Origin of the sequence: Mobilisporobacter senegalensis, from assembly GCF_003752155.1 — a bacterium.
Taxonomy (GTDB): domain Bacteria; phylum Bacillota; class Clostridia; order Lachnospirales; family Lachnospiraceae; genus Mobilisporobacter; species Mobilisporobacter senegalensis.
In genome coordinates this window covers 477148-497726 of the sequence record NZ_RJVG01000001.1, presented here as the reverse complement: position 1 = coordinate 497726, position 20579 = coordinate 477148, and the positions used below count along the sequence as shown (strand labels likewise).

15 protein-coding genes are annotated in these 20579 nt (G+C 35.7%); 12 read left to right on the top strand and 3 right to left on the bottom strand.

What is annotated here, in order from left to right:
• Positions 1–4 precede the first annotated feature (4 nt).
• Together EDD66_RS02225 and EDD66_RS02220 are read left to right on the top strand one after the other, a co-directional pair.
• Positions 5–2314 carry a glycoside hydrolase family 65 protein gene (locus tag EDD66_RS02225; protein WP_123607915.1) on the top strand — a complete coding sequence of 770 codons (2310 nt, stop codon included), beginning with the start codon at positions 5–7 and terminating at the stop codon, positions 2312–2314.
• A 7-nt stretch (positions 2315–2321) separates the two neighbouring features.
• Positions 2322–4502: a glycosyl hydrolase family 65 protein gene (locus EDD66_RS02220; RefSeq protein ID WP_123607914.1), complete on the top strand. Its 2181-nt coding sequence runs from the start codon at positions 2322–2324 to the stop codon at positions 4500–4502.
• Between the two features lie 97 nt (positions 4503–4599).
• Here the strand turns inward: EDD66_RS02220 and EDD66_RS02215 are convergent, their stop codons facing one another.
• Positions 4600–5622 (bottom strand): LacI family DNA-binding transcriptional regulator, encoded by a 1023-nt coding sequence (locus EDD66_RS02215; protein WP_123607913.1) that lies wholly within the window; start codon positions 5620–5622, stop codon positions 4600–4602.
• A gap of 208 nt (positions 5623–5830) precedes the next feature.
• On the opposite strand from EDD66_RS02215, the gene pgmB reads away from it, so the two are divergent.
• The 9 genes from pgmB to EDD66_RS02170 all read left to right on the top strand — a co-directional run bounded on the left by pgmB (position 5831) and on the right by EDD66_RS02170 (position 16593).
• Positions 5831–6484 (top strand): beta-phosphoglucomutase, encoded by a 654-nt coding sequence (gene pgmB, locus EDD66_RS02210; protein ID WP_123607912.1) that lies wholly within the window; start codon positions 5831–5833, stop codon positions 6482–6484.
• Between the two features lie 72 nt (positions 6485–6556).
• Complete coding sequence (locus tag EDD66_RS02205) at positions 6557–8116, top strand: glycosyl hydrolase family 28 protein (RefSeq protein WP_123607911.1); 1560 nt, start codon at positions 6557–6559, stop codon at positions 8114–8116.
• A gap of 12 nt (positions 8117–8128) precedes the next feature.
• The gene (locus EDD66_RS02200; protein ID WP_123607910.1) at positions 8129–8746 is read left to right on the top strand and encodes a discoidin domain-containing protein; all 618 of its coding nucleotides are present in this window, start codon (positions 8129–8131) and stop codon (positions 8744–8746) included.
• Positions 8747–8838: 92 nt separating this feature from the next.
• Positions 8839–10971 (top strand): methyl-accepting chemotaxis protein, encoded by a 2133-nt coding sequence (locus EDD66_RS02195; RefSeq protein ID WP_123607909.1) that lies wholly within the window; start codon positions 8839–8841, stop codon positions 10969–10971.
• Between the two features lie 60 nt (positions 10972–11031).
• Positions 11032–12750: a S8 family peptidase gene (locus tag EDD66_RS02190; RefSeq protein ID WP_123607908.1), complete on the top strand. Its 1719-nt coding sequence runs from the start codon at positions 11032–11034 to the stop codon at positions 12748–12750.
• A gap of 304 nt (positions 12751–13054) precedes the next feature.
• A complete protein-coding gene (locus EDD66_RS02185; protein WP_123607907.1) occupies positions 13055–13594 on the top strand; it encodes an NfeD family protein in 540 nt (179 codons plus the stop codon).
• 55 nt (positions 13595–13649) lie between these two features.
• Complete coding sequence (locus EDD66_RS02180) at positions 13650–15110, top strand: flotillin family protein (protein WP_123607906.1); 1461 nt, start codon at positions 13650–13652, stop codon at positions 15108–15110.
• 216 nt (positions 15111–15326) lie between these two features.
• Positions 15327–16301, top strand: coding sequence for a hypothetical protein (locus tag EDD66_RS02175; RefSeq protein ID WP_123607905.1), 975 nt, complete (start codon positions 15327–15329; stop codon positions 16299–16301).
• 19 nt (positions 16302–16320) lie between these two features.
• A complete protein-coding gene (locus EDD66_RS02170) occupies positions 16321–16593 on the top strand; it encodes a helix-turn-helix domain-containing protein (RefSeq protein ID WP_123607904.1) in 273 nt (90 codons plus the stop codon).
• A gap of 96 nt (positions 16594–16689) precedes the next feature.
• On the opposite strand, the gene EDD66_RS02165 is transcribed toward EDD66_RS02170, so the two are convergent.
• Positions 16690–18693: a methyl-accepting chemotaxis protein gene (locus tag EDD66_RS02165; RefSeq protein ID WP_123607903.1), complete on the bottom strand. Its 2004-nt coding sequence runs from the start codon at positions 18691–18693 to the stop codon at positions 16690–16692.
• A gap of 282 nt (positions 18694–18975) precedes the next feature.
• Between EDD66_RS02165 and EDD66_RS02160 the strand changes: the two genes are divergently transcribed.
• Positions 18976–19569 carry a DNA-3-methyladenine glycosylase gene (locus EDD66_RS02160; protein ID WP_123607902.1) on the top strand — a complete coding sequence of 198 codons (594 nt, stop codon included), beginning with the start codon at positions 18976–18978 and terminating at the stop codon, positions 19567–19569.
• An 84-nt stretch (positions 19570–19653) separates the two neighbouring features.
• Here EDD66_RS02160 and EDD66_RS02155 read toward each other — a convergent pair whose 3' ends face one another.
• Entirely contained in the window at positions 19654–20478 is an 825-nt protein-coding gene (locus EDD66_RS02155; RefSeq protein WP_123607901.1) for a hypothetical protein, read from the bottom strand.
• Positions 20479–20579: the final 101 nt, after the last annotated feature.

Below are 20579 nucleotides of genomic sequence, written 5' to 3'. Positions count from 1 at the left end.
GACGATGGCAAAGATAGCAGACAAATATTTTGTGACAGACCCTTGGAATATTATTGAGGAAGGATTCAATCCGGAATATTCCAGTGTATCCGAATCCATATTCTCCTTAGGGAATGAATATATGGGAGTTCGTGGATATTTTGAGGAAGGGTATTCAGGAAAAAGCTTAATTGGCAGTTATTTTAATGGAATATATGAAAGACAAGAAGGAGAACGTTCCGCCTATAAGGGAATGGTCAATATTACTGAGTTTATGGTAAATTCAGTGAACTGGCTATATCTTAGGATTAAAATAGACGATGAGATTCTGGACTTATCAAACAGTAAGATAAAAGATTTTAAACGAGTTTTAAATCTATATACAGGCGTATTTACTCGTTCCTTTGTATGGATTACAAAATCAGGGAAAGAGATTTTTTTAGAATTTGAAAGATATTTATGTATGATGGATGCTCATTTGGCAGGTCAAAAATTAGAAATAAAACCACTTAATTTTTCAGGAGACATCATTATTGAGGCTGGACTTGATTTTTCTAACCCACATGAAATGGTACGGGAAAATTTATGGAATCTTGAAGATAAGAAAACTGATGAACTATCTTGCAGGATTTTAGGGTCCACCATTGGAACGAAACAAAAAGTTTTCTCCTGCTGTAAGTTTTCGGGAGATATGACTACTATGGGGGATCTAAAGGCTTCCAGCAAAATTGTAGGAAAGATATTCAGGGTATCATTGCAGGAAGGAAAAGTATCTACTTTTAAACGTATTGTCAAAAATATATCCTGGAATGGAGCACGCCAGTCAAGAAGTTTATGTGAGTTTTATAGTGAATGTGAAACAGCACTTTCTTCACTGGAGGAGTATGATTATGAATTTTTAAAGAAGAGCAGTGCCGAATGGTGGAAAAATACCTGGGATATTTCTGATATTGAGATTAAAGGAGATGAATTAAATCAACAAGGAATCAGATATTGTATCTTCCAGATGCATCAGACATATCATGGCGTACAGGAAGGTGCAGTGATTGGTGCCAAAGGATTAACCGGTGAGGCATATAGTGGAAATACTTTCTGGGATACGGAAACTTATTGCCTTCCATTCTATATCTTTAATAATGTAAAGGCTGCAAAACAATTGTTAATGTTTCGTTATGATACATTAGAAGAGGCAAAAAAGAGAGCAAAAGAGCTTGATTGTGAAGGGGCCTTTTATCCAATCGCTACTATAAGTGGAAAAGAATGCTGTACATTATGGCAGCATGCCAGTCTTCAGCTTCAGGCAACAACTGCAGTGGCATATGGATTATGGCATTATGAGAATGTAACAAAAGATAAAGAATTCATCTATACCTATGGAATTCCAATGCTTATAGAGATAGCCAGAATGTTAGCGTCCAGAGGGGATTGGAATAATGATAGAACTTATTATGGGTACTATGGAGTTATGGGACCCGACGAATTCCAGATGATGGTGAATAATAATTGTTATACCAACTATCTTGGCAAGGAGACTCTTGACTATACTCTTCAGGTCCTAAATCAATATAGAGAAACCAGGCCTGATAATTATGATAATATTTTGGAAAAGTATAACTTAACAAAGACAGAATTAGATTATTGGCAGAAGATTAGTGAAAAAATGTTTATTCCATATGATGAAGAAAGAAAGATCTATGAACAACATGAAGGCTTTTTTCATTTGCCTCATGTAGATGTAGATAAAATACCGACCACAGATTTTCCATTATATCATCACTGGACTTACGATAGAATTTATCGTAATGACATGATTAAACAGCCAGATGTGTTAATGTTCTTATTTCTATATAATGATAGATTCAGTACAGATGTAATTAAGAAAAATTATGAGTATTATACACCTAGATGTATTCATGAAAGTTCACTTTCTCCTTCTGTACATTCCATCCTTGCAACACAGATTGGCAAGGATAAGGTAGCATATGACTTTTTTGGATTTGCCACAAGAATGGATCTGGATAATTATAATCGTAATACTCATGAAGGGCTGCATACCACTTCTATTGCAGCAGCATGGATGAATATTGTATATGGTTTCGGTGGAATGAGGTCAGATGGAAAAATGCTGAAATTTGCTCCATCTATTCCAGACAAATGGGAGGGATATTCTTTCTGTGTAACATATGCAGGTGATACCATTAAGGTTCTGATAGATAAGTCCGGTGCATCTTTTCATACTTTAAATGGAACTAATGTCAAGATAAAGGTATATCAGAAAGAATATACTATTAATGGTAATGAAATAAAGTTACCATTCGTATTTGAAGAGGAGTGATAGGCAGATGAAGTGGAGTATTAGTCAGGATTATTTTAATGGAGAAGAGATTTCTAAAAATGGAAATAAATATCTCATTGGAAATGGATATCTGGGAATTCGCGGCACATTACAAGAATATGATAAATCTTCTTATCCGGCAATTAATCTTTCTGGCATTTATGATAAATACAAAGATGGGTGGCGTGAGCCACTCAATGCTCCTAATGGGCTGTACACATATATAGAAGTAAATGGTAAATCTTTCAGGCTGCCCAATGTAGCTCCCAGGGAACACTCCCAGCAGCTGGATATCAGGTATGGTATATTTACCCGTACTACAGTATGGGAGGTGGATCAGGGGAATATTACAATCCATGCAGAACAATTTGCAAGTTTACCTGTCAAACATCTGATTGGTTTCAAGTTCTGTGTAAGAGCTGATTTTGATGGGGATATAAGTATAATTACCGGAATTGATGGGGATGTATGGGATATTCATGGCCCTCATTATAAAGAAATTACCCTGAACAGGAATGAGGAGCAGATAACAGCATTTGCTGTTACCAATGAAGAGGACAGAGTAAGTGTAAGTGAAGAAATATTTAAAGATTTTGTGTCAGATGAAAATATCATTAGAGAAAATAAGAAAATATTTCGCAAGTTTAACGTTAAAGCAAAAAAGGATAACACATATACTTTCTATAAATACATCAGTATTTTTACAAGCAATGATGATAGTAATCCCAATAAAGCTTCCATGGAACTACTAAATCAGAAGAGAACATCTGATTATGAAGTGTTATTAGAAGAGCATAAAAGAGAATGGGAGAAACTTTGGGAAAAATCAGAAGTCCTCATTGAAGGTGATGACGAGGCAATGCTTGCCTTGAATTATTCTATCTATCATCTTCATTGTATAGCTCCAAGACATTTAAGCAGCTTATCCATCCCTGCAAGAGGGCTTTCGGGGCAGACCTATAAGGGAGCGGTCTTCTGGGATACAGAGATGTTCATGTTAGATTTATTTCTATATACAGAGCCGGAAGTGGTGAAAACTCTTTTAAAATACAGGGTAGACACTTTGGGAGGAGCACTAAAAAAAGCAAGGCATTATGGGTACGAAGGTGCATTCTATCCATGGGAGAGCCAGGAGGGCGGTTATGATGCCTGCACGGATTATAATGTAACCGATGTATTTACTGGAAGGCCTGTAAGAACTTATTTTAAAGATAAACAGGTTCATATTTCTTCTGCCATTGTTTATGGAATCATGAAATATGTCCACTATACCAAAGATTATGGTTTTCTATTGGAGGGTGGAGCAAAGGTAATCATTGAATGTGCCAGGTTCTATCAGAATCTGTTAGTAAAGAAAGTCACTGGCACAAAGTATGAAATTCATGATGTCATTGGACCAGATGAGTATCATGAACGTATTAACAATAATGTCTATACCAATCGAATGGCTAAGTTCACTTTTGAATCCGCACTATTTGCAATAGAGAAACTAAAAGATCTGGATACTAAATATTTTGATGAATTAGATGGGGAATATAATCTGAATATTTTTGCAAATCAACTAAAGGATGCAATAAAGAATATATATATAAAAGAACCGGATAGAAATGGAATCATAGAGCAATTTGATGGATATTTTGACTTGGAAGAAGTTTCAATTGAGGAATTGAAACAGAGAATTCTGGATGAGAGAGAGTACTGGGGAGGTGCCAATGGAATTGCATCCCATACTAGAATTATTAAGCAGGCAGATGTAGTCACAATGCTTAATTTATTTAAGGATGAATATAGCACAGTTATTAAGGAAAAGAATTTTGATTATTATGAACCAAGAACAGAGCATGGTTCTTCTCTTAGTGCCTGTATGTATGCTATGCTCGCTTGTAAATGCGGAAAACCTGAAAAAGCATATCCCTTCTTTTTAAAAACAGCAAATGCGGACTTAATGGGTGGAGGAAAAGAATGGGCCGGATTGGTCTATATCGGAGGAACTCATCCTGCTGCTGCCGGCGGTGCATATAAGACGGTAGTTGAAGGTTTTGGGGGACTGACTATAGAAGAGGACGAGTTAGTAATTAAACCCCATCTTCCGAAGCGGTGGAAAAGTCTGATATTTAATGTCTTACACAATGGAAAATGGAGCCGGATCAAGATACAGGGGGATCAAGTAACTATCCAGATAATCTAAATAGCCGGCTGGCCTAACCACAGAGAAACCCCGCAGATTAAAAACAGGACTGTCTGAATCCAGTCCTGTTGGCAAGTAAAAGTATATGCTAATGTGATCATATCTGGCCGTTGATTTTTTTAACACTATTTCTTTTCACTAATGAAACAGGTAAGATGACTTCTTTATTCTTGATTGGAACTCCTTCCAATCGTTTCATCATGAAATCAACTGCTAATTCACCTTTTAAGGTAGCATCCTGATGGATAGTAGTAAGAGATGGAGTAGTAAGCTGACATAGATTAATATCATCGAATCCGATCATGGAGATATCATCAGGAACTTTTTTACCACTTTGCTGCAGGCCAGCCATAATGCCAGCAGCTAAAATATCCGCAGTTGCAAACACAGCTGTGAAATCATTGCGTTTTGCCAGCTTTTTACCTAAATCAATACCATTTTCAACATGAATCTCTTGCTGATATATAAAATCTTCACGGAATGGCAGAGATGCTTCTAAGAGTGCTTGTTTATAACCTTTTAAACGTTCATCGACAACACCATTAGGTTTAATAAAAGGTGATGCAAATATAATGTTCTTATGGCCTTGTTCAATCAAATATCTGGTTGCAAGGTAACCACCTTTATAATCTTCTAATCCTACATTATACATATTAGATTGTTTTATATAACTATCAACTAATACTACAGGGATATCGAACTTTGACAATGTCTCAAAGAATTCATCTTTAAAAATACCCGTAAAAAACATACCATCTACATTCCAATTACGTAGAAATGAAATTAAATCATTGCTGTCTTCTACTGTGCGCAGCATTAAATAATATCCATTCTTACGTAGAGTATGTTCAATAGAACCGATGAATGCAGAATGGAATGGATCTTCTACGAAGCTTCCACTACTGCTGGGTACAAGGTGATTGATGACGCCGATCACTTTAGAAGAATTAGATACTAAAGAACGAGCTGACATATTGGGTACATAACCTAATGTTTCAATGGCATCGTTAATACGTGATATGGTTTCTGCTGAAACTCGGCCAGATTTTCCGTGAATTACATTAGATACGGTAGTACAGCTTACGCCAACAATTTGTGCTATATCTTTAATGGTTGCCATAGTAGATTCCTTTCTATAAAGTTTAATGTTAAACCTATTTTAGTTTAACACCAATTTCATCAGTTGTACAGTATATATTTCGATGAAAATACACTATAAATTACTTAATTAGACTCAGACAAGTATGGAAGAAAAACATGATCACACTTTAAGTTTATGCTGGATAAAATCCAGCTTCCCGGTCTTGAGCGGCATGGAGGAGAAAAATATGATAAAAGGAATAATTTTTGATTTAGATGGAGTTTTAGTGTCTACAGATAAATTGCACTTTGAGGCTTGGAAAAAGCTTGCGCAAAAACTTGGGATTCATGATTTTACCCATGAAGATAACGTAAGGCAAAAGGGAGTCAGTCGGATGGAGTCTTTAGAGGTAGTCCTTGAGAAGACGGATAACAAGTATTCTGCAGAAGAAAAAGAAGAATTTGCAGAGACTAAGAATTGTTATTATGTGGAGATGTTAAAGTCCTTGGACTCTGAAGCAATCCTAAAAGATGCGAAAGAAGCACTTATTATGTTAAGAGAGAGGGGACTTAAAATTGCAATCGGTTCAGTGAGTAAGAACGCTCCTATAATACTGGAACGTACGGGTCTGATTGATTTCATTGATGAAGTGAGTTGTGGCTTAGATATTACCAGATCAAAACCAGATCCGGAAGTATTTCTTGTAGCCGCGGATAAATTAGGTTTAAGCTATAAAGAATGCCTTGTGGCAGAGGATTCCAAAGCAGGAATCATTGCAGCGAAAGCAGCAAATATGAAAACACTGGGAGTAGGACCTGATCATATGAACTTAGATGCAGACTATCAATCAGAAACCCTTTTAAGCCATGTAGATTGGGAGGAAATTTTGTCAAAAAATTAATGAGTGCTATATGAAATTCAAAGTAACTGCAAGAATTAGAATAGCCAATGCTGAGCTAAAGGAGAGTTGGAAATGGGAGACAAGGGAAAAACAGTGATAATAAATACAGGATTAATTCTATTATTCATTATGACATTTATCATGGGAGCCATACTAAAGAACAAAATAGATACAAGAGCGGTATTTGCTAAAGTGAAGGATAGTAAAATTGTTCTCTATGAAGGCCCCAAATCACTAAAAGATGCTGCAAAAGAGGATTTACTGGCCACCAGTGAAAAGCAGAGAGACTTTTCCCTGATGCATTGCATAGATACTCTCGTTTCAGTGAATGGGCATGAACTTTATGTATATGATACAAATGTAAACCATACCTATCAATGGGTGAGTAATTATCTCCCGCCAATTTCCCGTACACCTGTTACTTATTTCGATTTTGAGGGAACAGTTTTTGTTGAAGTTAAGGTGCCTGACATGAGGCTTGATTCTGTTCAGATAAGTCCGAAAGAATATGGAATCGAACCGGAGATTGATAAAGATAATCATACAGTAACATTTTTAATTAGTAATCCGGATTCCTATACAGTAGTATTTAATAATTCAGTGGAGAGAGCAGTTCACATCTTTGCAAACCCTATAGAGAAGAATCCACCGAAAGATGGAGATGAAGGGGTTATCTTTATTGGACCTGGTGAATGGAAGATTGAAAATATAGCCCTGGAAGATAATCAAACACTATATATTGCAGGGGGGGCAGTAGTACACGGCACTATCCAGGGGAACTATGTTCAAAATGTTAAGGTAAAAGGAAGAGGAATTGTTGATGGTTCTCTGTTTGCAGGATGGCAGGGAAAAGAAGCCCATATACCAATTAATTTTGTTGGATGTAAGAATATAGAAGTAGAAGATTTATTATTTTTAAACTCTAATGCATGGACATTCAATTCCTTTGAATCAAAAGAGGCTAAAATAAGTAATATTAAAATTATTTCTCCAAGACCAAATGGAGATGGAATCACACTCCAGTCCTGTGAAAATTTCTTAGTTCAAAATTCATTCGTGCGAAGCTGGGATGATTCACTGGTAGTGAAAAACTATGGAGCAAACACAGATAATATTACATTTAAGAATATGCAGGTCTGGACGGATCTTGCTCAATCAATGGAAGTAGGTTATGAAACCAATAAAGGAAAGAAAGAGGATGCAAGAATCAGCAGAGTAGCTTTTGAAGATGTGACAGTATTATATAATTTTCATAAGCCAGTCATCTCCATTCATAATGCAGATGATGCATTGGTAGAAGAGATTAGTTTTAAGAATATTACTGTTGAAAATGCTTTCATGGGGTCAGGAGATGCTGGTGAGAATAACCAATTGATTGACCTTGGAATCATTAACAATAGTAACTGGTCAACAACGAAGGAGAGAGGACAAATTCGAAATATTACCATTGATGGAGTGAATGTTCTTTCCGGAGATTTCCCACCATCGAAAATTGCTGGATTTGACAAGTTACATACGATAGAAAATGTGATGATTAAAAACCTTAATATATTGGGTAAATCAATTAAAGATGCAAATGATGGGAAGTTTGTCATAGATGGAGCAACAACAAAAAATATCACAATAGAGTAGGGGGAGGATTCGATGGAGAAAAGAAAAATTGGAATACTTATTCTTATAATAATTAATCTTGGACTTTTTATTAGTATCCTTGCTGTGAATCATACAATGAAATTAAGTGTGGAATCAGGTAATGTAACAATGGTACATGGGCCAGATCAAACTGAGCCAATGGAACATGAGAAATTTGCGAAAGAAGAATATATTCCAGTTATTCCAGAAGGGGAGAATATAGCTCTTGGGAAAAAAGTCAAGGCAAGTGGTTTTCAAGATGTATATACTCCGAGAAAAGCAGTAGATGGAAGAGTGGAAGGAGTTTCCTACTGGGAAGGGAAAGGGGAGAGCTATCCTAACATAATCACTGTAGATTTAGAGAAGGAACAAAATATCCATGCAATCAGATTATGTTTGAATCCTGCTTCTGTTTGGGGAAAACGTACACAGGAATTCTCTGTTCTGACAAGTATGGATGGAAAAGAATTTAAGGAGATTATACCTTCTGCCTCCTATGATTTTAATCCTGATACGGGAAACCAGGTTATACTCACATTGGAAGATATTAAAACACGTTTTGTACAACTAAGCTTTACTATGAATACAGGAGCAAAAGGAGCTCAGCTGGCAGAATTTGAAGTCTACTAAGTTTTGCTCCGGAATTGTATTAATTATTTCACAAATAGATATGATTTTAAAGTTTCCCAATCGCCCATTATAATAATACTAAGGAGGAGAGTATGGAACTTAGAAAATGGTTTCCATTATGGTATAAGGTTAAAATAAATAAAAGTAAGAAGGATGATTTAAAAGCCTCCCGGATGTATCCAAAGAAGATGATCTTTACCGGGATACGAATGAAATTAATAGGTGGGTTTATCATCCCAGTGGGGTTTATTATATTTTTAGGAATTGTATCTTATCAGAAAGCATCGGAAGGAATTATTAAAAGCTACGAAGCTTCAAGCCAGACAAGCCTTAATATGTTAAGCAGGTACTATAATTTAGGATTGCAATCTGTTATAACGAAAGCAACCCAGATAAATACCAATGAATCTTTAAAACGGTATTTTTCTGGATATTATCAGGACAACAAAGTAGAGGAAATTGGCAGAAGGAAAGAAGCGGATAGTTTTGTGTATGCCACTTCCATTGCAGATAAGATTGTGAGCAATATATATGTTTTTGCAGAATATGGAGAAGGTATATGCTCTGCTGGAACATTAAGTAAGGATGTATATGCTGGTTTCTTAGATTCCAATGAAGGCAAGGTACTTATTAACTCAGGAAATAAAGGGATCTGGCTAGGGTTTCATCCGTATTTAAATGAAGCAGCAGGGTCAGAAGATAACAATTATGGAATTTCTTATTGTCGAAATCTTCAGGATACTTCTAATGGGGATATTGGATACATTATTATTGACGTGAAAGAAGAATTTATTAAAGAAGCGCTGGCAGATTTAAATTTTGGCGGTACCGGTATTGCTGGTTTCATTACAGAGGATGGAAGAGAAATCATAATTGGAGAAGAGAAGAAAGGGTTTTCATTTAGCAGCCAGAATTTCTATAAATCTTCCCTTGCAGGCAAAGAAGAGACAGGATCAAATTATGTAACTTATGAGGAAGAAGATTACCTTTACATCTATTCTAAAGTACAGGGAGGAAACTCTACCATATGTTCTTTAATACCGAAAGATGTGATTATTAAACAGGCCAACGAGGTTAAAACCGTAACCATTCTTGTAGTGATTCTTGCCAGTATCATTGCGACGATGATCGGCACTTTTATATCAGGAGGAATTAGTAAGACGATACATAAGATAAATCATATATTAATCAAGGTTTCAAAAGGAGACTTATCAATGAATCTTACTATTAAGAGAAAAGATGAATTCTCAATATTAGGTAATTGCATCACTGCAATGATTGAAAACATGAAAACATTGATTATTAAAATGGCTGATGCAAGCGAAGAAGTATCAATTTCAGCAGAAAAAGCATCAAGTAATTCTGATGTGTTTTTACAAGGAACAAAACAAATTACGGCAGCAGTTAATGATATTGAACAGGGTCTATCCCAACAGGCCATAGATGCAGAAAAATGCTTATTACAAATGGAGGGATTATCGGGACAGATAGATATGCTTACTGAAAATACGGAATATATGAATCATATAGCAAATGAAACAAAAGCTGTGATTCATTCAGGAATAAATACAGTGGATGAATTAAGTGAAAAATCCAAAGATACGGAGGCAATCACTTATTCTGTAATAAAAGACATACAAAATCTGGAGATAGATTCCAAGTCTGTTATAAGCATTGTCAGTACTATCAATGGAATTGCAGAGCAAACCAATCTATTAGCCCTGAATGCATCTATTGAGGCGGCAAGAGCGGGAGCGGCAGGAAAAGGCTTTTCGGTCGTTGCAGAAGAAATCAGAAAACTTTCTCAACAAACAGCTTTAGCCGCAATCGAGATTGATAATATTATAGGAAAAATGCAGGAACAAACGGGAAGGACGGTTCAGACAGCAAAAGATGCGAAGGCAATTGTTTCTTCTCAGGAAAATGCTCTGAGTCAAACAATAGAATCATTTAATGAAATTAATCTTAAAGTAGAAGAATTAATTCATAGCTTATTTAAAATATCAGGAGGTATTAAAGATATAAGTCAGACGAAGAATGATACATTGGGAGCTGTGGAAAGTATTTCTGCTACTTCTGAAGAAACAGCTGCAGCAGCCGGGGAACTTGGAATTACAGCAGAGCATGAGTTAGATGAAGTTGCTGTTTTAAATCATGCAGCAGAAAAGTTAAGAATGGAAGCTGAAAATTTGAAAGAAGCAGTGAATGTATTTAGTATAACATAATCTATAATAATTCTACGTAAAATAGTATAAATATTATTTACTTGAAAAGGGCTTTCTAATATGTTAATGAATGAAGAATGTAGAAGTCGTATCATTGATAATGAATATGTAGATTTCATTTTTGAATATTCAATAACAACTGGGGAATTAGAGCAACGATTTCCAACAGAATGCATACAGCCTGTAACATCAAGATTTGCAGTTGTATATTTTGCCAGAAATAGAATTACAAGGCAAACAATAGATGAGTTTGGATATGGAGCCTATCCCTCTTGCTTTGGACTGAATGATATTTCTAATCTGGAGGCATCCGGAATTACCAGGCTTCAGGCACTGCCTTCTTTTGCCCTGCGTGGAAGTGGTATTCTGATTGGTATTATAGATACTGGAGTTCAATATACAAACCGAGTTTTTTTAAATCCAGATGATACTACAAGAATTGTATCTATTTGGGACCAGACAATTGACAGCCCCAACTTCCCAAGACCTCACTATTATGGAACAGAATATACAAGAGAACAGATAAATGAGGCACTTGCCAGCGAAGATCCCTTATCAATTGTTCCCAGCACAGATGAAAACGGGCATGGAACACTTTTAGGAGCCCTTGCAGCAGGCTCGTTAGATGCAGAAAATAATTTTGTTGGTGTTGTGCCTGATGCAGAATTTGTGGTGGTCAAATTAAAACAGGCGAAACAATGCCTTAGAAATTTTTTTTCCATTCCGGAGGAAGCTGTCTGCTTTCAGGAAACAGACATTTTGCAGGGGATTAATTATCTGTATAATATGTCCAGGTCATTAAACAGACCAATAGCCATTTGTATGGGTCTTGGAACTTCACAGGGAGCACATGATGGAAGAGGTGTATTAAGCAGCACTATTGCCGCACTGAATGATGAGGCAGGAGTCTGTATCGTAAATTCAGCAGGGAATGAGGGGAATAGCGGACATCATTTCTATGGCATAGTAAATCCTGACGTGGGATATGATGAGATGGAATTAAGAGTCGGAGAAAATGTGAACGGGTTCTCCATGGAAATATGGGGATATGCTCCCAACACATATTCTATTGATATTCTTTCACCAACAGGGGAGTATATACCAAGAATTCCAGCAAGAATAGGAGAAAGCAGAGATATTAATTTTCTCTTTGAGCAGACTTCCATACTGATAAACTATTTTCTTATTGAACAGCAAACAGGAGATCAATTAATTCTGGTCAGATTTCGAAATCCAACTGCCGGTATATGGCGCTTTAGAGTTTATGCCAGAGGGGATGTTGAGTTGAGTTTTCATTGTTGGTTACCAATTACAGAATTTTTATCCACAGAAACGCATTTTGTCGAATCCAATCCCAACGTGACATTAACTTCCCCTGGAAATACTGAAATACCCATTACGGCTACGGCATATAATCACGTTACCGATAGTATCTATATTAACGCAAGCAGAGGGTTTACAAGAGATAATGTTATTAAACCGGACTTTGCAGCTCCAGGTGTTAATATTTATGGACCGACTCTTAATAATACTTATGGATATTTTTCTGGAACGAGTTTAGCAGCAGCTCAGACCACTGGTGTTGCTGCCATGTTATTAGAGTGGGGAATTCTCCGGGGAAATGTTCCCAATATGGATGGACAGGAAGTCAGAAGATATTTAATACGAGGCACAAGGCGCAGCCTGAACGAAACTTATCCAAATAATTCATGGGGATATGGAATTATGGATATCTACAACACATATTTGGCTTTAAGAGGTGAAACTGTTGAAGGGTAGTATGAGAAGGGGATGTTTCAACAACCCCTTCTTTTTAGCATACTCTAATGGAATTCTCATATTCCTGTAATTAGGAATTAATCATGGAGGAGTATCATATTACTATGTCAATTGGTTGGTAAATATAGTATAATGATTGTGAAAACAATTTTTCTTGCTTGCAAGGGAAAAATTGTTCGCGGGACCATCGTAAGTTTTATGGTATAGGATGATAAGCAGATTAATCTGCGATATATGATGGTTTAGAGTTTATATGTGATATATGTTGCACATGGCAATATACCTTTTATGGGAGGGAAACAATATGTTAGCAGTATTTCAAGTTTGCTTTTTTGTGGGGTTGGGTTTAACATTTCTATCATTTTTATTTGGAAGCATATTTGACATAGCTGGTATTGATGGATTAAATCTTGATTTACTGGACTTTGATATATTTTTACCAATCAGTCCTGTCCTAATTTTCTTATTTTTAACTGTATTCGGAGGAACAGGATGGATATTATTAGATACCACTACTTTCTTATTACCATTTTTTATTTTTATCATTTCTTTGGTAGTTGGAGCTGTATTATGCTGGTCAATCTATCGTTTTATTATGATTCCTTTAAAGAAAGCAGAAAATACAAGTTCACCTGCAGAGGAAGAATTAATTGGAATAAGAGCAATTGTGACAGAAACTATCTTCTCAGGGGGCTTTGGTGAGATCCGATACGTGGTGAATGACAATAGCTATACAGCACCGGCGAAGGGAATAAAGGGAGAAGAGATCAAAACAGGAAAAGATGTGGCAATATGCTGGATTAAAGAACATGTTTTTTATGTAGTGGAAATGAAGGATATATAGCAGAGACTGGAAAGTCTATGTTCATATATAATAAATTTATTTAGGAGGCTAAGATTTGGAAACATTATTTATTGCAGGAGGAATAATTGCGGCAGTTATATTTGTTCTGATAATATTTACAGCTACATGGAAGAGAGTTCCACAAGATAAGGCTCTTGTAGTTACCGGATTAAGGAAGAGAGTGATATCTGGTGGTGGTGGTATCGTTATTCCATTACTAGAACGTTCTGATCGTATTTCGCTTGAAAATATGAAGATTGAAGTCAGGACAGAAGGTGCAAGAACAGAACAGGGCGTTGATATTCGTGCTGATGGTGTCGCAGTTATTAAAGTAAAAAGTGATAAAGAGAGTATTCTCAATGCGGTGGAACAGTTCAATACAGGAAGAGAGCAGCAGACCATTGATATTATCAAGGATACTGCCAAAGATGTATTAGAAGGTAAGCTTAGAGAAATTATATCTAAGATGACAGTGGAAGAAATATATAAGGACCGTGAGAAATTTGCTTCTCAGGTGCAGGAAGTTGCAGCAGTTGGATTATCCAGCATGGGACTTGAATTAAAAGCTTTCACCATTCGTGATATTTCAGATAAAAATGGATATCTGGAAGCTCTTGGGAAACCGAGAATTGCAGAGGTAAAGAAGAATGCTGCAATTGCGGAAGCTGACATGGAGAGAGAAACAAGAGTTAAAGTTTCAGAAGCGGAAAGACTTGGAGCCGAAGCTAAAATTTTAGCAGAAACATATGTAGCAGAAGCGAGTAAAGAAAAAGAATTAAAGGTTCAAGCATATCGTGAAGAACAAGAAACATATAAGGCACGTGCTGACTCAGCTTATGAAATTGAAAAGAATAAAGTGGCAAAAGAAGTTACAGAAACAGCCATGTTAGTAGAACTGACCAAGAAAGAAAAAGAAAGTGAAATTCAGGAAAAAGAAGCTGTCAGACGTGAAAAAGAACTTCTTGCGACAGTAAATAAGCAGGCAGATGCGGATATGTATCGAATGAGTAAAGATGCAGATGCCAAAAAATATGCCGAATTAAAAGAAGCAGAAGCGTTTAGTCAGGCGATAAAGGTAAAAGCAGAAGCAGAGGCAGAAGCGATTCGAATAAAAGGTGAAGCAGAAGCAGCAGCAATTTTGGCAAAAGGTGCTGCAGAAGCAAAAACTATGGAAAAGAAAGCGGAAGCTTATAAACTATATAATGATGCTGCAGTCACACAAATGATCGTGGAAAAATTACCAGAAATTGCCAGTGCAGTAGCTTCTCCACTAACCAAGACAGAAAAAATCGTGGTTATTGATAATGGTGGGGGAAGCTCGGATTTATCAGGTGCCGCAAAAGTTTCAGGTTATGTAACGGATATTGTTGGACAGCTGCCTGAAACAATCGAAGCCATGACAGGAATTAATTTTTTAGATGCAATTAAATCAAAGCTGGAATCAGAGAAACAAAGTGATGAAATAAAAGATACGAATATTGATATCGTGGAGGATTCAGATAGTATCAGCATATAAATAAATTATGATAGAGTTTGGAAGAAGAATGAAAAGGAGGAAAATGAATATGTCATTTTCCTCTTTTTCATTTATAGGTTGACAAATTAGAAAAAAAGCATAATATATATAGTAAGTAGTATGTAATAAGTAGTAAGTAATAAGTAGTAAGTAATAAGTAAAATATTAGAATAAAGAAATAGTATTTTTAAATACTATTTGAAGGGAGTTAATAATATGATTGACTTATCACTGGCAAAGGGATTTGCTGCTATAGCACTGAATGGCGAAGTATGTAATCATTATTCTTTGGCAAAAAAACATAAGATGAGATGTGTTTTTGCGTCAGTATTTTTCGATTTTTATCTTAAAGGTATCATAAAAAGATCAGATGGAAAATATGTAATTAGCAATTCAATTGAGGAAATGGAGCCTTATGAACAATATGTTTATGAGCTGCTCAGAGAAGAGCCGTCTAAGGCTTTACAGCAATGGATTAATACAATCAGTAAAGTTTCATATAAAGTATGTTCTAAACTGGAAGGTTTCCTGGTTGAAGATTTAATGGATCAGAATTTAATGAATGATGTTTCTGACCTGTTGGAATGTGATATGTTTTACACTACAGCTGGAATAAATATCAGGAAATATCGAACCGTCCCAGAACAATATCAGTTTGAACTGGAAGCTTTAAGAGCAGAGGTTTTAGAGGAAGGTATGATTTCTGATGAAGCCATTATTCTTCTGTGGCTATTAGATCAAAGTCATAAATTGAATGATGTATTCTCCAAGTCAGAGATAGAACGATTATCAAATATAAAGGATCATTTATATAAAACAAATTCACTGGCACAGGAAGTAATTCCATTACAGATCAAAGCTATATTATTAAATGGGTGGGTAAGATTTCTTAAAGGAAAGAAAAGATTATTTCAAACAAAAATAGGAATGGGAGTTGCATTTATATTCCCAGGGTTAGAAAGAGAGCAGTCTATCTTTATAGATACAGAACAATGGTTCGCGGACAAAGGAAGCAGACTTACACAGACAGTTGCACTATTAGAATCAAAAGGCCATATTTGCAAAATCAAGTCTTTTGGCCAGGTTTCTTTAGTGGAAGTTGACAATGTATTATATGAATTGATACCTGAAGCTGTGACTGTAAACAGAATACCAATCCATGGTGTTCGTCTTAGAAGATACCGGATGTAATAGAAAGGAGATATGGATATTGTCCAGACAGAGAAGTCTTGAAGCTATTCTTTCTTCTGAATATGTTACAATTGGTGAATTAGTAAGAATTACAGAAACAAGATATAGTACGTTAAAATATTATACGGAAGAGGGAATGATTCCTTTTGAGCAAGAGGAAGAAAAACTAACACGTAGATATAAAAGAGATATTACAATAAAACAAATAGAGAGAATTAAGAAATTAAAAAAGTTCGGTTTATCTATTGATGAATTAAAAAAAGAATTAAAAGAGAATCCGAATGAACTATGAATCAATAGAACAGAACCGTGACAAGAAATTCCGGCATATTAAAAGGAACCCTAAGGAAAACAGCTTAAGGGTTCCTTTTTGATGTTTGATCTTGCTTTAATAAGTAAATTTACTTATTTCCAATTGTAATTCTTCTGCTAATCTTGCAAGAGATTCACTTGCATTTGCAATTTCCTCCATTGATGCAGTCTGTTCTTCAACAGAAGCAGAAGCTTCTTCTGTTCCAGCCGCATTTTCTTCAGAAATAGCAGATAGATTTTCGATGGTTGCAACAATATCTTCTTTCTTTTGCTCCATAACAGAACTTGCATTATTAAGCTTACCTATAATTGTCTGGATCATTCCAATAGCTTCGCTGATTCCGTTAAATTTCTCAGTGGTATTATTGACACTTAGTGTTTGAGATTCCATAATGGATCCAACAGATTCAATTGCTTTTACGGAAGATTCGGTTTTATCAGAAAGTTCATTTATAACACTGTCTATCTCATTTGTAAATCGATTGGATTGTTCTGCTAATTCACGGATTTCATCAGCGACAACAGCAAATCCTTTTCCAGCTTCGCCAGCTCTGGCAGCTTCAATAGCAGCATTTAGAGCAAGTAGGTTTGTTTGCTCAGCAATACTCTTTATCATATTACTTGCAGTTTTAATTTTATCAGCACTTTTATCTGTTTCAATGATGACTTCGCGAATATTTACAGCTGCTTCGCTTGAATCTTTATTCTTTTGGCCAAGATCTTCAATCGCTTCTAAACCTAAGTCTTTCAGTTCTGCTACTTCACTGATTGATCCGGCTAAAGAGTCTATATAATCCTGAACTTTATTAATTAATTTGCTAAGAGCATTTACGTTATTCGCACCTTGTTCTGTTTCCTGAGCCTGGTCTGTGGCGCCTTTAGAGATTTCTTCAATTGTTCTTGCTATTTCATTGGATGCCAGTGCAGATTGCTGGGTAGTTGAAGTTAATTCTTCTGAAGAAGCAGCAACCTGTTCTGCATTATGGGCAACTGTTTGAACTAAATTTTTGATATTTTCAATCATGGAGGATACTGCGACAGATATAGCTCCGATTTCATCCCCTCTTTTTAAAATCTTTTGGTCACTTTTGGTTGTAGTATAAGATAAATCATATTCAGCCATTTTATTAATGATTATAGAAAGTCTCTTAATTGGTTTGGCAATGAACATACCAACAATGATACCTGCTGCAATGCCTAAAATAAGGATTACAATAGTAAAACCAAAGATCAGTGTTCTAAGATTATTCATAGGGGCCAGAATGTCACTTTCATAATTGCCAATGCCTAAAGTCCAGTTGGTTCCTGGAATTGGAGACATGGCAGTAAGGCGGTTTGCCCCATCATAGTTATAGTTGAGTATTCCCGCTTTTTCAGTACCAAGATTTTTCAGAGCAATACCAAAATCTTTGAGAGGACCATTCTCTTCTATTTGTGTAAATACATTAACCTGACCTAACACCAGATCTCTGTTTGGATGTGAATAGAAAGTAGAATCTGCTCCTACAATAAAGGCATATCCTCTTTCGCCAATGCCCAATTCATCAGTAATATCATTCAAAGCAGTACCGTCTCTTCTTGCTATTAATGCGCCTACCACTTTCCCATGCTGTTCAATAGGGACAGCATACATGATGACAGGACTATTGGTTACTTTACTGATTAGTACATCAGATACATTGGATTCTCCATTTAATGCTTTTTGAATGTATTCGCGATCTCCCAGCTGGGATGTTTCTCCACTTACAACATAATTAGCAGCCCCATCAGGAGTTACGATTGCCATGTCTAGATATCCCAATCGTTCAACATCAGGAGTTAAACTGCTTTTTTGCATGCCCCAAAACATTGTAGTTATGGTATCCCTCTGTGCTATTTCACCTAATACCTTTAAGTGCATATCAACAATTGCCTGAACACGATGTGCACCTTCATCAGATATTTTTAACATATCATCTTTCTGGGTCTGAAGTATGGCATTAGAACTATATATCAGAGAAACAAGCCCAATACTTAAAGATACACATAGTACTATGAGCCCAACAAAGGCACCAATTTTTTTAGATAAGTTTATTTTCAAAAATTACCACTCACTTTCTTTTTTCGACATATTTTTCTGAATTATACCATTTGGCTATATGAATAGCAATTAGTTTTAAGAAATATTTGTACATATTTGAAAATATAATTGAAAGCTCGTAAAAAGATTGCTAGAATAAAAACGGGAAAAGAAATCTTATACAATAAAACATTATTAGAAGATGCTTTTTTGGAGTTACCATATTGTCTGCAATCCTGTCAATAACTACAAAGTATTTGGGTATAATATAATTACTGACAGCATGTATAAGGAGTGAATGATATGAAGATAAAGAGAGAGTTCTATCTAAGAAGTGCACTGGAAGTAGCTCCCGATTTACTTGGGTTAAATCTGGTACATAAAAGCCCAGAAGGGATTACAAAAGGGAAAATAGTAGAAGTAGAAGCATATCTTGGACCGCTGGATAAAGCGGCTCATTCCTATAAAGCTCCCAAATCATTGCGGACCATGATTCAATATGGAAAAGGTGGGTTTGCCTATATATACCTGATTTATGGTATGTACTATTGTATGAATATTGTAACCAACAAGAGGGATATTCCAGAAGTAGTTTTAATCCGGGCATTAGAACCTGTGGATGGGATTGAACTTATGAAACAGAGACGCAGTACGGAAAAACTTCAGAATTTGTGCAGCGGACCAGGAAAACTATGCCAGGCTATGGGGATTGATAAATCCCATTATGGAGCAGATTTATGCAAAGGGATTCTTTATCTGGAGACTCCGGAATTGAATAAGGATTTTGAAATTGAAACATCCAGGCGTATTAACATTGATTATGCAGAAGAAGCAAGAGACTATCTTTGGAGATATACAATAAAGAATAATCCTTTTGTTTCGGTCAAAAATAAATAGGTGCAGACGAAGTTCTTTAACAAATTGCAAGAATCTCGTCAGCACCTTATTTTTATGAAAGAATTTTTAGTTTTTTTACTGGAATCAGTTAAATTTAAAGGTATCTATCATAGCATGCATTCTTGCACCATAGCCTTCTTCGGCTTCTACAAAATATTGCTTTTCTACCATATAGATAGACCCCTCAGACTCTAGCAAATATAATTCCCGAACGGAAGAATTCCATTTGTTCCCTGATTTTGCTTTCAGATGAACTGCTTTATAATTATTACCGATTGTAGTGTCAGGAAGCTGCTCCACACTTTTATATCCATGGGAAAGAGCTTCTTTCATTTCTTTTGTATATTTGTCTAAAGTTGTTTTTTCTTCCACACGGCTAATATTTAAATATACATATGGATAGATTTCTGGATCAGGATTTTCTGCCATAAAACTGTCACTGCCTTCGGAACTTGAATATTTAAATCTGCTTTCATCGTAAACCATATTATAGCCCAGCATTTTGTTATTAAAATAAGTTCCTTTGACTGTTTCTTTCGTTCCTTCAATCTCAATTGTAAGAGAAGTACTTTTCTCAGTAGTAGTGGCATTTCCTTTCTTGCTATCACTACCGGATTTTTTTGTCTTATCATTTGCATCAGTCTTATCAGGATCAGGGATGGTGTGTGATTCAGTTTCTTTGGAAATACTATCGGTTGAATCTGTTTCAGTGATACTGGACTCATCTTCTTTTAACGATTCCGGATCCTCTATATCTTCAGATAGATCAGCAGCGTTTGCTTCGATGACTTGATTACTTTTTGTATTTTGAATAGTAATTGTTTCTTTTTCTATATTCGCTTTGGAACAACCATACAGACTCACTGTAGATATCAGTGCAAATAAAATAACTAATGTTTGTTTCTTCATATATATTCCTTCCTTCTTCATAGCTTGAAATAAGTTAATTTGTTACTATGAATATATTATAAAAGTTAAAGATATCAGGTAAACAAACAAGTTGTAACAAA